Below are 15,104 nucleotides of genomic sequence, written 5' to 3' on the forward strand. Positions count from 1 at the left end.
TGATTTTTTTATGTTTTTATTCATAATTTTTTTAATATTTAAAAAAATTTTACGCTATAATTTATTTATTGTGATAATACCAATTAATACATTATTTTGGTAAAACAATAAAATAATTAGGTAGTAAAGGAGAAACCTTAATGAAAAATCTTATAAATCTTTTTAAGAAACAAAATTGAGGAATAAAAATTGGCTTTGCCTCACTGGTAATTAGTTTGCTCTGTTTAGCATTAGGACTAATTTTAATTGCAACAGCCAATTTTAAATCCCCAAGTGGAGGAAGTTCACAATATGCCGGAAATGGCTTTCATGCTATTTCTGTATGAGGACTTGATAGTTTTTTAAGCAAAGCTGGCTATGATCAAATGTGAACAGATGCTACTAGTGATAAACTTTTAACTTATCCTCTTGCGCAAGTAGTTGTCGGAATTGTATTTACAGTAATTTTAACTGCTATCTTTCTTGGTGTTAGTGTTTTATCTTTAATATTGGGTTATTTTAAACGTTGATTATATTCTTAGTGTTTAGTAAGTGTTAAATATGAATAAAAATGTACAATATAAAAAAGTTTCATCTTGGGATTGAAAGCAAAAACTAGGATTATTCTTATGTATTTTAACTTTGTTTTTTCTAATAATTAGTTTAATACTATTTGGAACAGTTATTTTTAATGATCACTATAATAATTTTCTTGGTAACGGTTTTTGAAGTTTAAAACACTATGGTATTATTAATTTGTTTTATAATTGAGTTCAACTAGATATAGAAGCGGCTAAAAATACTTATGTTTCTCATCCTTTTGAACAAGTTTATTTTGCAATTATTTTTTTAATCATTATTGTACCAATATGTTTTGTTCTTGGAGTTAGTTTATTAGTTAGAGGATGATGAAAGTCAAGAATTTAATATATAATTAATTCATAAATTTATTTATAGTAAAATTTAATAATCATTATTTCATTAAAAAGGGTGTATTATGATGTTTAATTCTAAAAAAATAATTGTTTTTTTACTAATAAATATTGTGTGAGTAGTAGTTTGGATTACGAGAAATATTAGTTACGATAGTTATCGCGATCCAATTTTAAATTATGTACCACATAGTAACGATTATTTAACAAATGAACCAACTAATCAATTTGTTCCTAAAGCAAAAAAACCTAAACATGTAGTTATGGTGCGTATACATTGGAAGCAAGTTATGTTTTACCAACTTCTTCTGCTGCAAATTGAGCAAGTGTTATGTTTGCTACAGATCCTATTAAGCATGGTGTTGTTGATCAAGATTTGTGGAATGTTCATCATACTGTTCATGCTGAAGTAAAAGCTGATCAAATAAGTATTTTTAGTTCTATTATTGATAAGTATGGTCCTTCAAAAAAATTATTTGGTTATGCTAGTGAAGGTGAAATGATTGCTAATTTTCAGCCCAAAGGGCAAGAAAATATAAAAACTTTAATTAGTAATAATGGTAATTATTGCCCAACAGAAAATGATAAACAAAATTTTGAAAATACGAAAAATGTATTAATTAATAAACCTTTATTTTCATTTTTTTATTATGTTAATCCTGATTTAGCAGGTCATTCACGTGAATGAAATAGTGAAGAATATTATCAAGCAATTAGTCAGACTGATAAATATATTGGAGGTATTATTGAAAATTTAAAAGATTTAGAAATGTGAGAAGATACCTTATTAATTATTAGTTCTGATCATGGAGGTGTTTCACAATATAATGGTCATTATTCTGATGCTGAACAAAAAATTCCTTTGCTTTTTGCAGGAAATTTTATTCCAAAATACGGAATTATTCCAGATAAAATTAAAATTTATGATATTCCAACTACTATTGCTTGATTATTAGATATTAATTCACGACCAATAATTTGAGATGGTCAGCCAATTTTAACACCTTTTTTTGATATGACAAATATGTATGATCATAGTGAGGAGTTTAAGTAATGGATATTATCAATTTTAAACAAATTAACTTTCGAAATAATGGCATTAGATTACTTATTGTGCTTGCTACTATTTTTATTGTTTGAAATAATGTACAAAATGTTACTTTAAATATTGGTGGTAGTTTACATGCTTTTAATGCTTATTTTTGCTCACCAATGTTATTTGTTATATTGATATCATTTGGTTTTTTAAGTGCCAATAATAATTTTAGTTGAAAAGACTATAGTAAATTAATACTAGTTATTATGATTTTATCTTTAATTACAAGTTTTATGTATTTAGATTTTTTTGCTTTTAAAGAAGGATATGTAACAACAGGTTATATGATAGGATTATGATTTAAATTATTATTTTTTGATTATGGTAAATGAATGATATGAATTATTATTGGTGGTAGCACATTAGTGAAAGTTGTTACTAACCATTTTTCTTTAAGTAATAAAAGTTGAAATATTGTTAAAATAATAACTTTAGTTATTACTAGTATTTTTTTAATAATAGTTTTAATATTTAGTATTAACTTGCAACTTACTAGTAAGTTATATTGATATGATAACTTTAATTGAGATTTATTTTATGTATCATTTCGTGAGGGTGGATTTTTACAAATGATACCTGGGTTATTAGCTTTTTTAGTTGGTCTTAATTTTCAGTGATGAATAAATTGAGAAAAGATAAAAGATAATGTGTTTTATTCATTACTTAGTTTTTCTTTATTTATTGTTATTATTAGTTGTCGAATGATATTTTATTTTCCTTTAATTTATTGAGATATTATGGAAATTTTGCAAGTTTTATTTTTATTTATTCCTTTTATTATGTTAAATATTAATTATAATAAAATTTTATTCTTTTTATTTCATGGTACTACTTTTATTTTATTTTTCCATATTGCTTTTAATAAAGTAATTAGTGTTGAATTTATGACAGGTTTATTATTACGCTTAATATTTGGATTAAATGTTGCTAGAAGAGCAGTGGAATTTGTAAATAATAATTTTTTTGTTACTATAATTTACTCATTTTTTAAGATGTCAATTTTAATTTTCTTTTTTGCTTTTTATCAAGACAGTATGTAAAAATATTTAAATTTAAAGTATTTGCTATAGAAAAAAAAGAAAGCAATTATTCATTAAATTATTATAATTAATCTTTTTCTCTTATAATAAAATAATTATTATCTTTTAATTATTAGCGATTTTCCTCATTTTATAATCAACCATCTTTATTTGAAAAAATAAGTTAGCAGTTGTTTTTACTGTTAATTATTTTAGTGATGAAGAAGGAAAAGTAGCAGCAGATGATGAAGAACAGGTTGCTGGTGATATTTAAGTTAAAATTACAGCAGATGTTAATGATCATTATTGAGCAGGAACAACAGACATTTTGAAAGTAACTTTAACAGATAAGCGTTCTGATTTAAACACAATTAAGGATTTATCAGGAATGGATCCAATTATTGTTAATCCTAATTTAACATATTAACAAATTAATAAGAATGTTATTAATACTTCTAATCAATTGAAGAGTGGTCCTTTAACTGGTAATTTTACTATTCACTATTTTAGTGATAAATTTGCTAAACATGTAATTAATAACTATTATCAACAAGTTGGTACGGTTTATGTTATTATTACTCCTGATTTTCATACAGGAACTAAGTGAAAAACTAATAAAATACCAATTGTTTTTTCAATTGGAATTAATGATAATTTTTAAATAAAAATAGGAAATTATCCCCACATGTACTAGTGTGGAGGAAAAAATGAATTGAAATGAATTCAATAGCATATTTCAAAATGAAAACGATTGTTTGAAATATATAGCGAAGTTGAAAGTAATGAAATGTACCAGGTGTGCTTCTTCTAGTTTGAATGTTTCTGATTTGAGAAGAATAAGATGTTTGAAATGTCATCAAACATTTAGTATTATTCATGACACTATTTTTCACAAGTCACAAACACCTTTGACATCTTGGTTTTATCTTATCTTTAGATGAATAAACACAAAGCATGGTATACTATCAATAGATGTTGCAAGGGAATTGGGTGTGACATATAAAACAGCTTGAAAAATGGTGTCATGAAATCAGAACTAGAATTTGGAATAAAGATGCAGGGTTCATTGATGATGGCACAGCACAGATGGATGAAATTTATCTTTCACATGTAGGTTTTAAAAAACAAGGATCTTCCTTGTTGAATAAAACCTTGATTGTTGGAGTTTATGATAAAACCAGCAACAAAATAATTGTGAAAGTATTGAAAAAAGCAGATGAGAAAAATCTTTTATGATTTGCATTGAAACACATTTCTACTGGGTGTTGTCTATTTACGGATTATTGGAAGGGATATGGAAGTTTCAAAAACTTCTATCACAAACATGAAATCGTAAATCATGAAGTTGGGTATGTGTCATCAACAGGTGTAAACACAAACCAGATTGAATCTGCATGAAAACACATCCGACGAACTTTTCGAACACACATAAAAGTTTCAAAACACAATATTCATTTATATGCAAAAGAAGCTGCATATAAATTCAATAAGATACCTAGTTTTGAAACTATAATTTTGTGTTTGATTTAGATACATGTGGGGATAATTTCCTAAATAGGCTTTTATCTCCATTTATGTGATAAATTTTAAAATAGTACATAAAGGGATAAAAGCCTAAAAATAAATTAAAGAGATTATTTTTAAATATTTATTTATTATTAGGTTATAATGTAATTATATTTTTTATAAAAATTTATATTTTAATTCGGACTTCTCCCCACATGTACTTGTGGAGGAAACAATGACACTGAATGAATTCATCAATGCTTTTCAAACTGAACAGCAATGTCTTGCATATATAGCAAATTTGAAAGAAAACAAATATATTATGTGTTTTAGTTTTAATTTGAATACTTCTGATTTAAAAAGAATTAGATGTTTGAAATGTCATCAAACATTTAGTATTCTTCATGACACCATTTTTCACAAGTCACAAACACCTTTGACATCTTGGTTTTATCTCATCTTTAGATGAATAAACACAAAGCATGGTATACCATCAACAGATGTTGCAAGGGAATTGGGTGTGACATATAAAACAACTTGAAGAATGGGTCATGAAATAAGAACTAGAATTTGGAATCAAGATGCAGGGTTCATTAATGATGGCACAGCACAGATGGATGAAATGTATCTTTCACATGTAGGTTTTATTCAACAAGGAAGATCCTTGGTGAATAAAACCTTGATTATTGGAATTTATCAAAAAACAACCAATAATTTAATTGTAAAAGTATTGAAAAACGCAAAGAGTAAAAATCTTTTGCAGTTTGCAAGAAACCACATTTCTTTAAAATGTCTTGTATATACTGATTCTTGAAAAGGATATTGCGATTTTAAATCAGTTTTTACTAACCATGAAACAGTTAACCATCAAGATGGCTATGTTTCAAAAAATGGTGTAAATACCAACCAAATTGAATCAGTTTGAAAACATATAAGAAGAGCATTTAAAACACATATCAAAGTTGCAAAACATCATGTTCATTTATATGCTAAAGAGGCTGCATATAAATTCAACAAGATATCTAGTTTTGAAACTGTAATGCTATGTTTGATTTAAAAATGTGAGGAGAAGTCCGTAGATAGGCTTTTATCTCCATTTATGTGATAAAATTTAAAAATAGTATATAAAGGGAGAAAAGCCTTTTAATTTTTTTCTTCTAACATTTTTTAAAATACTAAACATGTTTTTTATTTGTGACAGCAATAGATATTTTAGTTATGAGCTTTTATAAAATATAATATTAATTAGATTAATTTTGTTAGAAAGGATAATATTATGGAAAAAGAAAATCTTGCTAAAGTTACTCTCAATAAACGAACAGAAAGAAATTCAATAAAAAAGTTGAAAATACAAGCTATTTTTAGCACGGCAAATCCATGAAAAGCAATCTTTATTATGGTCACACCACCTTTAATTGCTGTAATTATTTTTTCTACTTATCAAATTTTTGATAAATGAATTGCTACACAATGAGGTGGACAAAGTATTATTGATCGTTATAATAATTATCAAAATTCAGGAATAATGATAACTGCTGAACAAGCATTAAAAATTATTAATATTGCTACTGCTTATGCTGCTGTTCCTTCTTCAATTATGGTTTCCTTTGCTTTAATGGTTGCAACTGGAACAGGTATTAAGTTTTCGATTGCATATGGTCAAAATAAACGAGAACAAATGTCAGAATATTTAGGAAATGGATTTTTATTATCTTTTTTAGTTTCTATTGTTCTTATGATCATTATGTATTTTAGTTGTCATAGTATTATTGAATTTCAAGTTGGAAGTGATGCCGGAAGTAATCCAATAATTAGGGAAATAATAATTAAAGAAGCAGTTAGATTTTCGCAAATTTTAATTCTTGCTACACCATTACTTTTTTTTGCTTATTTTTTAGTTTCATTATTACGTAGTGAAGGAATGATGTTATGAACAATTTTAATTAATGTTGCGGCTTGTTTAGTAAATATATCTTTAGATTTTATTTTTGTTATTCCTGGTAAATTAGGAATGGAAGGCACTGCATATGCAACTATTATTGCTTGAGCAATCATTAATTTATTTTCAATAGGTATTATTTGATATAGTGCCGATAATTTAAGATTTAAAGTAGCACACTTAAAACTTAAATGAGTAATAGTAACGGGCATTTTATTAATTGGTGCAACTTCTTTATTACAAAATATTGCCCAAAGTATTTTAGCAATGGTTACTACTAAAATTTTAAATACATTGCCACCTCCAGACTATCATGGTGGAGGAAGTACTGGTATTCCGGTTTTTGTTCAATTATATGGTGGTATTATGCCTTGGTTAATTTTAATTAATGCACCTATTATTGGAATTACGCAGGGAGCGAGAACATTAATTGGCTATGTTTATGGTTCAAAGGACTTTAGTCGTGTTTGACAATTGATGTGACGTTTAACTTTATTACTTTTATTGTTGCTAATTGCTTCAGTATTATTAGTAGTAATAGCGGGGCAATATATGATGCATTTCTTTGGCGTAGATTTAGAAATGGCAAGATTTTTTAAAGTTTATATTATTATGCAGTTTGCTTTTTATCCATTAGCTACACTACATTATGTTGCTGTTATTTTCTATCAATCAATTAATCGTGGTAAATTGTCATTATTTGCTAGTTTACAACGAACAATTATAATGCCAATTGTTTGTTTAAGTTTAGGATATTATGTTGCACATGTTTCTCATAATGGTTTTTATTTTTATTTATTTCTTGGCTTTATTGATTTATTTGCTGCTTTTATATTATTACCATTTTTAATTTATACATTTTGAAAATCTAAACCATTTATTCATACAACTAAAGATAAAAAAACGCAAATATCTAATTTAACAGAAAAAAAAGTACTTAATAAAAATATATCTTAATATTAATATATGAAGAAAATAAAAAAATACTCATTTAAAACAGAGTATTTTTTTTAATTATTTAAGATTAAAAAAGGTTGTTAATTTTACAAATTAAAAGGAATGAATATACAATCTATATTTGATTGAAGTCATTCCTAAAATAAAATATTTATTTACCTTCATTAACTCTCTTTTTTAATGCTTTACAAGAATTAAATTTAACTACTCGCTTTCTAGGAATAGCCATCGGTTCTGAATTTTGTGGATTTACTCCCGGTCGAGCTTTGCGGTATTTAATAGTAAAAGTTCCAAAGCTACGTAGTGTTACTTTTTCTCCTTTAATTAAAGCAGTAGCAATTTTATCTAAGATAAATTCTAACACTTCTTTGTATTCTTTTTCTGATAATTCTAATTTTTTTTGTACAGCTCGTGCTATCTGACTTTTTTGCATAAAATTTTCAACCCTTTCTTCACCAATTACCATAAGTATGCTATAAAAACATGGCTTAAATGATACTTATTATTATATAATATTTTTTAAAAAAACCTTATTTAATGAAAATTAAAGACTAGTAAAAAAATAAGATTTGAATATATAAATTTATATGTTAATTAATAAGTGCAAAGTTAAAAAATCTTTACATTAATTTTCTTGTATGTTAAAATTAAAAAAATAAGTAAATAACTATTTCGGAGGTACTAAGATATGCAAATGAAAAATTTATTAAGACTTATGGGTGCATTAAGTCTAACAACAGTAGCTACTACTTCAGTTGTAGCTTGTGGTGACCAAGTTGCTAAGCAAGATATTAAAGATGTTAAAGTTGATGATCTTAAAACAGCAGTAGATAGTGAAAAAACTTTTGATGAATTAAATACTAATAAAGAGATTACTGATGCAGTTGCAGCAGCGATTAAAAAAAACAACTAAATTAGATGTTAGTGTAGGTACTGATTTTACTTTAACTAATGATAAGAAAAAAGAAGATAAACAAGTTGCTGGTGAAGTTAAATTTACAGTTACAGCACAAGGTGATAAAATTTCAGGAACATTTACATTTACAGATACTATTGCATAAATAATTAATATATATTATTTTAAAATGACACAATTTAAATTGTGTCATTTTTTTCTAATTATTTTTCAAAATTTATTTGACTATTACTATTAAAAACTGGTATTATACTTATTGGACTAAATTTTGATACACTAGGAATTGTGTATATAATTAATTCTTTAAAATCATAAAGGAGGCTAACGATTAATGCCAACAATGAACCAACTATTACGTAAAGGACGTACAGATAAAAAATACAAATCTAAATCACCAGCGTTAAATGTTTCATATAATTCATTAACAAAAACAACTTCTTCAATTAGCAGTCCGCAAAAAAAAGGTGTAGCACTTGTAGTTACTACAAGAACACCAAAAAAACCTAACTCAGCTTTAAGAAAAATTGTTCGTGCTCGTTTAACTAACGGTATGGAAGTTACTGCTTATATTTCTGGAGAAGGTCATAATTTGCAAGAACATGCTATTGTTGGAATCCGTGGTGGAAGAGTTAAAGACTTACCTGGAGTTAGATACCATGTTATTCGTGGGTATTCTGATACTGCCGGAGTAGTAAATCGTAATCAAGCTCGTTCTAAATACGGAACTAAAAAACCAAAAGATAAGAAATAAGGAGGTAAAACTAAATGCGTAAAAATCAAGCTATTAAAAGAGAATTAGTTGCTGATCCAATTTATTATTCAAAAATTGTTACTCAATTAATTAACGCCATTATGATTGATGGTAAAAAAAGTGTAGCTCAAAAAATTGTTTATAATTCTTTTAAAATTGTTGGAGAAAAAACCCAACAAGTACCATTAGAAGTATTTGAAAAGGCAATTGCTAATATTACACCACAATTAGAAATTAAAACTCGAAGAATTGGTGGTGCAAACTATCAAGTTCCTATTGAAGTTAGTGCTACTCGTAAGATAACTTTAGCAATTCGTTGATTAGTTTCTTATTCACAAGCAAGATATGGTAATAGTATGCAAGATAAACTTGCAGCTGAGATTATGGATGCTGCTACTGGTAATGGTTCATCAATTAAAAAACGTGATGAAATTCATCGTATGGCTGAAGCTAATAAAGCCTTTGCTCACTATAAATGATAATAAAGGAGAGAGAAAATGGCAGAAAAATCAGGTCGAGAATATTCACTAGCAAATACTAGAAATATTGGAATTATGGCTCATATTGATGCCGGTAAAACTACAACAACAGAAAGAGTTTTATATCATACTGGTAAAATTCATAAAATTGGTGAAGTACATGAAGGTGCCGCAACTATGGACTGAATGGAACAAGAACAAGAACGTGGTATTACTATTACTTCAGCTGCAACAACTGCTGTTTGAAGAAATAATCGAATAAATATTATTGATACTCCGGGTCACGTTGATTTTACTGTTGAAGTTGAACGGTCATTAAGAGTTTTAGACGGAGCAGTTGCCGTATTAGACGCGCAAACTGGAGTTGAACCACAAACCGAAACTGTTTGAAATCAAGCAACTAGGTATAATGTACCAAGAATTGTTTTTGCAAATAAAATGGATAAAATTGGGGCTGACTTTGCTCATTCAATTCAAACATTAAAAGATCGTCTTGGTGCTAATGCTCATTCAATTCAATGACCAATTGGCGCAGAAGATGCTTTTGATGGAATTATTGATATAATTGAGATGAAAGCATACCATTTTGATGGTAAACCAAATGAGGATTATAAAGAAATTGCAATTCCTGAAGAACTTAAAGATGTTATTGCAAGTAGACGTGAGGAATTATTAGAAGCACTTTCTCACTTTGATGAGGATTTCTTTATGAAATATGCTGAAGGAGAAGTAACTGTTGCTGAAATTAAGACAGTAATTCGTAAAGCAACAATTGCTGCTGAGTTTTTCCCAGTATTATGTGGTAGTGCCTTTAAAAATAAAGGTGTTAAATTAATGTTAGATGCAGTTATTGATTACTTGCCTTCACCATTAGATGTACCTGCAATTAAAGGAATATTACCTGTTTCATCAAAAGAAGTAGAACTTCATTCTAGTGATGAAAAACCTTTCTCAGCGTTAGCATTTAAGATCATGACTGACCCTTTTGTTGGAAGATTAACTTTTTTTAGAGTATATTCGGGAACATTAGAATCTGGTAGTTATGTATTAAACTCAACTAAAGAAAAAAAAGAGCGTGTTGGTCGAATTTTACAAATGCATGCCAATAGTCGTTCCGAAATTAAAAAGGTTTATGCTGGTGACATTGCTGCTATTGTTGGTTTAAAAGATACAACTACTGGTGATACATTATGTGATGAAAAACATGAAGTTATTTTAGAAAAAATGGTATTTCCAGAACCAGTTATTTCATTAGCGCTTGAACCTAAAACAAAAGCTGATCAAGAAAAAATGAGTTTAGGTTTACAAAAACTTGCAGAAGAAGATCCAACATTCCGTGTTTCATCAGACAAAGAAACAGGACAGACAATTATTTCAGGAATGGGAGAACTGCATTTAGACATCTTAACTGATCGTTTAAAACGTGAATTTAAAGTAGCAACTAACATTGGAAATCCACAAGTTGCTTATCGTGAAACAATTAAAGCAGTTTGTGAGCGCGCTGAGGGTAAATATATTCATCAATCAGGTGGTCGCGGCCAATATGGACATGTTATTATTAAATTTGAACCAAATCCAGATAAAGGATTCGAGTTTGTTGATAAAATTGTTGGTGGTAAAGTGCCACGTGAATACATTAAACCAGTACAAGAAGGATTAATTGAATCATTAGCTAATGGTTTAATTGCAGGATATCCAGTTATTGACGTTAAAGCAACATTATATGATGGTTCATTCCACCCTGTTGACTCTTCAGAACGTGCTTTTAATATTGCAGCTTCTAAATCTTTACAATATAATAAAGATTTATTAAAACCAGTATTATTAGAACCAATTATGAATGTTGAAGTTATTATTCCAGATGAATATTATGGTTCTATTGTTGGTAAAATTTCTGGTAAAAGAGGTACTATCGAAGCAGATGAAATGCGTGGTAATAGTAAAGTTGTTAAAGCTAAAGTGCCTTTATCTGAAATGTTTGGTTATGCTACTCAATTACGTTCAATGACCCAAGGACGCGGAACATATACAATGTCTTTTTCACACTATGAAGAAGCACCAAAATCAGTTGCTGAAGCAGTTGCTGGTAAATATCAAAAAGGAAGAATTACTAAAAAATAAAATAATTTAATTGAAAGTATAATAACTTTACTTTAAAATTATCTTAGTGTTTAATTTAATTAAATAAAAATAAGTATTAATTATTTCCAAGGAGGAAACAAAAATGGCAGAAAAAGAAGTAAAAAAATCAAAGCCTGTATCAACAGGCCCAAAACAAAAATTTGAACGTACAAAACCGCACGTTAATGTTGGAACAATTGGTCACGTTGACCACGGAAAAACAACATTAACTGCTGCAATTACTAGTTATTGTTCAAAACATGAAGCAGATGGATATAAAGGTATGTTTAAGGACTATGCTTCTATCGATGCTGCTCCAGAAGAAAAAGCACGTGGTATTACTATTAATACAGCTCACGTTGAATATGAAACACCAACTCGTCACTATGCACACGTTGACTGTCCAGGTCACGCTGACTACATTAAAAATATGATTACAGGTGCAGCTCAAATGGATGGTTCAGTGTTAGTTGTTTCTGCAACTGATGGTCCAATGCCACAAACACGTGAACACATTCTATTGGCACGTCAAGTTGGAGTTAAAAAAATTGTTGTATTCTTAAATAAGTGTGATATGGAAAGTGTAGACGATGACGTATTAGAACTTGTTGAAATAGAAATTCGTGAATTACTAACTAAGTATGAATTTGAAGGTGATGATACACCAATTATTCGTGGTTCTGCAAGAGGGGCATTAGATGGTAAAAAAGAATGAGAAGCAAAAATTAAAGAATTATTAACAGCAATGGATGAATGAATCCCAACACCAAAAAGAGAAGTTGATAAACCAGTATTATTAGCTGTTGAAGATGTTTTCACTATTACTGGACGTGGAACAGTAGCTACTGGAAGAATTGAACGTGGAACTTTAAAAGTTAATGATGAAATTGATATTATTGGTATTAACAAAGGTCTTAAAAAAGTTGTTGTTACTGGTATTGAAATGTTCAGAAAATTATTAGATGAAGCACAAGCTGGTGATAACGTTGGAGTATTATTACGTGGAGTTAAACGTGAAGATATTCAACGTGGACAAGTTATTGCTAAACCAGGATCAGTTACTCCACATACTAAATTTAAAGGTGAAGTTTATATTCTAACTAAAGAAGAAGGTGGACGTCATACTTCATTTAATCCGGGATATCGACCACAATTTTATTTCCGTACAACTGATGTTACAGGAAGTATGGGAAACTTTATTAATAAAGGTGAAAAATCGGAATTAATTATGCCAGGTGATAACGTTACTATTACTGTTGAATTAATTCACCCAGTTGCCCTTGAGAAAGGTACTCAATTCTCAATCCGTGAAGGCGGAAGAACTATTGGAGCCGGACAAGTTACTGAGGTTATTGAATAATCACATTAAATCAAAAATCTTTATTCTCTTTTGAGAATAAAGATTTTTGATTAAAAATATTTTAGTAGTAAAATTAATTTATAGAAAAGAGATGACAAATCAATGCCTTATGTTAAAGAACTGGAAAGTCTAATTTTAAATCGTAAATCAATTCGTAATTATGATCCTAGTAAAGTTATTAGTGATAGTAAAATTAACGATATTCTTAACTATGTGCGTCATACCCCATCTTCATATGGTTTAGAACCATGAAAAATTTTAGTTATTAGTACTTCTAAAATTAAAGCACAATTGCAACCAATCATAAATAATCAACAACAAGTTAGTGCTTGTTCACATTTATTTATTTTATTAAGTTATAGTGGTGAAAATTTCAATACTAGTAATCAATGATTTGTTGATACTGTTATGAAAAGACGTAATTTAACAAAACCACAATACGAAATTTATAAATCTACATTTAATAATTTCTTTGATCATGACAAAAAAACACAAATAAATCATTGGGCACAATGTCAAACTTTTATTTTATTACAAAACCTTTTATTATTATTAACTGCTCATGAAATTGATAATGTTGTATTAGGTGGTTTTAATGAACAACAATTATTAACTTACTTAGAATCAAATAAGATTATTGAACCTAATAAGTATCATGTTACAATTTTAGTTTCTGCTGGTTATGGTTATCCATCAAAAACTAAAATTATTAAAAATGAAGTTAGTGAAATCAGTACGCTTATCAAATAAATGTATTAGAAAATGTATTGCAATGGAAAAATTAAAAATAAATAACTTAGATATTGAATTAAATATTAATTTTATTGGTAAATTTTTAGATAAGATTGAATATCCAATTCTTATTTTTGATTTTGAGACTTTTCGTAATTTATTACATAAAAAAAAGAACAATTCGTATGCTCATGATTTTGAAAAAAATTTTTCAATTGCATTATTAATTATCGGACTTCTCCCCACATGTACTAGTGTGGAGGAAAAAATGAATTGAAATGAATTCATCAATGCTTTTCAAACTGAACAGCAATGTCTTGCATATATAGCAAATTTGAAAGAAAACAAATGTATCAGGTGTTTTAGTTTTAATTTGAATACTTCTGATTTAAAAAGAATAAGATGTTTGAAATGTCATCAAACATTTAGTATTCTTCATGACACTATTTTTCACAAGTCACAAACACCTTTGACATCTTGGTTTTATTTCATCTTTAGATGAATAAACACAAAGCATGGTATACCATCAACAGATGTTGCAAGGGAATTGGGAGTGACTTTGAAAAATGCCTGAAGAATGGGTCATGAAATCAGAACACGTATTGCAAAACAAGAACCTCAATTTATTGTTGAAGGTACAGTACAAATTGATGAAATGTATCTTTCACATATGGTTTTTAAAAAACAAGGAAGATCCTTGTTGAATAAAACCTTGATTATTGGAATTTATCAAAAAACAACCAATAATTTAATTGTAAAAGTATTGAAAAACGCAAAGAGTAAAAATCTTTTGCATTTTGCAAGAAACCACATTTCTTCAAAATGTCTTGTATATACTGATTCTTGAAAAGGATATTGCGATTTTAAATCAGTTTTTACTAACCATGAAACAGTTAACCATCAAGATGGCTATGTTTCAAAAAATGGTGTAAATACCAACCAAATTGAATCAGTTTGAAAACATATAAGAAGAGCATTTAAAACAAATATCAAAGTTGCAAAACATCATGTTCATTTATATGCTAAAGAGGCTGCATATAAATTCAACAAGATACCTAGTTTTGAAACTGTAATGCTATGTTTGATTTAAAAATGTGAGGAGAAGTCCGTAGATAGGCTTTTATCTCCATTTATGTGATAAAATTTAAAAATAGTATATAAAGAGATAAAAGCCTTAATTATTAATAAAAAAAAGATTTAAGTGTTAGTAATTTCCAAAATAAAAAGTTACATTTATTCGTTAAAACTGTTATTCCACAACCAAATATTTTAAATGAAGATTTAAAACTTGTTAAACATCAACAACAGTTTTTTAAA

The 15,104-nt window shown here is 27.8% G+C and carries 18 protein-coding genes; 17 read left to right on the top strand and 1 reads right to left on the bottom strand.

Annotation, left to right across the window (positions count from 1 at the left end):
* Positions 1 to 140: 140 nt before the first annotated feature.
* The 9 genes from AC6I4F_RS00480 to AC6I4F_RS00520 all read left to right on the top strand — a co-directional run bounded on the left by AC6I4F_RS00480 (position 141) and on the right by AC6I4F_RS00520 (position 7,428).
* Complete coding sequence (locus tag AC6I4F_RS00480) at positions 141 to 521, top strand: hypothetical protein (RefSeq protein WP_497873878.1); 381 nt, start codon at positions 141 to 143, stop codon at positions 519 to 521.
* Positions 522 to 540: 19 nt separating this feature from the next.
* Positions 541 to 906 carry a hypothetical protein gene (locus AC6I4F_RS00485; RefSeq protein WP_497873879.1) on the top strand — a complete coding sequence of 122 codons (366 nt, stop codon included), beginning with the start codon at positions 541 to 543 and terminating at the stop codon, positions 904 to 906.
* 282 nt (positions 907 to 1,188) lie between these two features.
* Positions 1,189 to 1,965 carry an alkaline phosphatase family protein gene (locus AC6I4F_RS00490; protein WP_497873880.1) on the top strand — a complete coding sequence of 259 codons (777 nt, stop codon included), beginning with the start codon at positions 1,189 to 1,191 and terminating at the stop codon, positions 1,963 to 1,965.
* Entirely contained in the window at positions 1,965 to 3,047 is a 1,083-nt protein-coding gene (locus AC6I4F_RS00495; RefSeq protein ID WP_497873881.1) for a hypothetical protein, read from the top strand. The genes AC6I4F_RS00490 and AC6I4F_RS00495 overlap by 1 nt, the downstream gene beginning before the upstream one ends.
* Positions 3,048 to 3,489: 442 nt before the next feature.
* Entirely contained in the window at positions 3,490 to 3,687 is a 198-nt protein-coding gene (locus AC6I4F_RS00500) for a hypothetical protein (RefSeq protein WP_497873882.1), read from the top strand.
* Between the two features lie 46 nt (positions 3,688 to 3,733).
* Complete coding sequence (locus AC6I4F_RS00505) at positions 3,734 to 4,066, top strand: transposase (protein WP_497873883.1); 333 nt, start codon at positions 3,734 to 3,736, stop codon at positions 4,064 to 4,066.
* Positions 3,999 to 4,556 (top strand): IS1595 family transposase, encoded by a 558-nt coding sequence (locus AC6I4F_RS00510; protein WP_497873884.1) that lies wholly within the window; start codon positions 3,999 to 4,001, stop codon positions 4,554 to 4,556. Before AC6I4F_RS00505 ends, AC6I4F_RS00510 begins: the two co-directional genes overlap by 68 nt.
* A 211-nt stretch (positions 4,557 to 4,767) precedes the next feature.
* Entirely contained in the window at positions 4,768 to 5,589 is an 822-nt protein-coding gene (locus tag AC6I4F_RS00515; RefSeq protein WP_497873885.1) for an IS1595 family transposase, read from the top strand.
* 219 nt (positions 5,590 to 5,808) lie between these two features.
* Positions 5,809 to 7,428 carry an MATE family efflux transporter gene (locus tag AC6I4F_RS00520; RefSeq protein WP_497873886.1) on the top strand — a complete coding sequence of 540 codons (1,620 nt, stop codon included), beginning with the start codon at positions 5,809 to 5,811 and terminating at the stop codon, positions 7,426 to 7,428.
* Positions 7,429 to 7,579: 151 nt separating this feature from the next.
* On the opposite strand, the gene AC6I4F_RS00525 is transcribed toward AC6I4F_RS00520, so the two are convergent.
* Entirely contained in the window at positions 7,580 to 7,861 is a 282-nt protein-coding gene (locus AC6I4F_RS00525) for an HU family DNA-binding protein (protein WP_497874802.1), read from the bottom strand.
* A 282-nt stretch (positions 7,862 to 8,143) separates the two neighbouring features.
* On the opposite strand from AC6I4F_RS00525, the gene AC6I4F_RS00530 reads away from it, so the two are divergent.
* From AC6I4F_RS00530 to AC6I4F_RS00565, 8 genes are all read left to right on the top strand, one after another.
* Positions 8,144 to 8,341 (top strand): hypothetical protein, encoded by a 198-nt coding sequence (locus tag AC6I4F_RS00530; protein ID WP_497873888.1) that lies wholly within the window; start codon positions 8,144 to 8,146, stop codon positions 8,339 to 8,341.
* The gene (locus AC6I4F_RS00535; protein WP_497873889.1) at positions 8,313 to 8,489 is read left to right on the top strand and encodes a hypothetical protein; all 177 of its coding nucleotides are present in this window, start codon (positions 8,313 to 8,315) and stop codon (positions 8,487 to 8,489) included. Before AC6I4F_RS00530 ends, AC6I4F_RS00535 begins: the two co-directional genes overlap by 29 nt.
* Before the next feature lie 186 nt (positions 8,490 to 8,675).
* Positions 8,676 to 9,095 (top strand): 30S ribosomal protein S12, encoded by a 420-nt coding sequence (gene rpsL, locus AC6I4F_RS00540; protein WP_353306234.1) that lies wholly within the window; start codon positions 8,676 to 8,678, stop codon positions 9,093 to 9,095.
* Between the two features lie 14 nt (positions 9,096 to 9,109).
* Positions 9,110 to 9,577 carry a 30S ribosomal protein S7 gene (gene rpsG, locus AC6I4F_RS00545; RefSeq protein WP_497873890.1) on the top strand — a complete coding sequence of 156 codons (468 nt, stop codon included), beginning with the start codon at positions 9,110 to 9,112 and terminating at the stop codon, positions 9,575 to 9,577.
* Positions 9,578 to 9,592: 15 nt separating this feature from the next.
* The gene (fusA, locus tag AC6I4F_RS00550) at positions 9,593 to 11,695 is read left to right on the top strand and encodes an elongation factor G (RefSeq protein WP_497873891.1); all 2,103 of its coding nucleotides are present in this window, start codon (positions 9,593 to 9,595) and stop codon (positions 11,693 to 11,695) included.
* Between the two features lie 103 nt (positions 11,696 to 11,798).
* On the top strand, positions 11,799 to 13,055 hold the full coding sequence (tuf, locus tag AC6I4F_RS00555; protein ID WP_497873892.1) for an elongation factor Tu: 1,257 nt from the start codon (positions 11,799 to 11,801) through the stop codon (positions 13,053 to 13,055).
* Between the two features lie 102 nt (positions 13,056 to 13,157).
* Positions 13,158 to 13,805 (top strand): nitroreductase family protein, encoded by a 648-nt coding sequence (locus AC6I4F_RS00560; RefSeq protein WP_497873893.1) that lies wholly within the window; start codon positions 13,158 to 13,160, stop codon positions 13,803 to 13,805.
* Positions 13,771 to 14,877 (top strand): IS1595 family transposase, encoded by a 1,107-nt coding sequence (locus AC6I4F_RS00565; protein WP_497873894.1) that lies wholly within the window; start codon positions 13,771 to 13,773, stop codon positions 14,875 to 14,877. The genes AC6I4F_RS00560 and AC6I4F_RS00565 overlap by 35 nt, the downstream gene beginning before the upstream one ends.
* Positions 14,878 to 15,104: the final 227 nt, after the last annotated feature.

It is taken from the genome of Spiroplasma ixodetis (assembly GCF_059729505.1).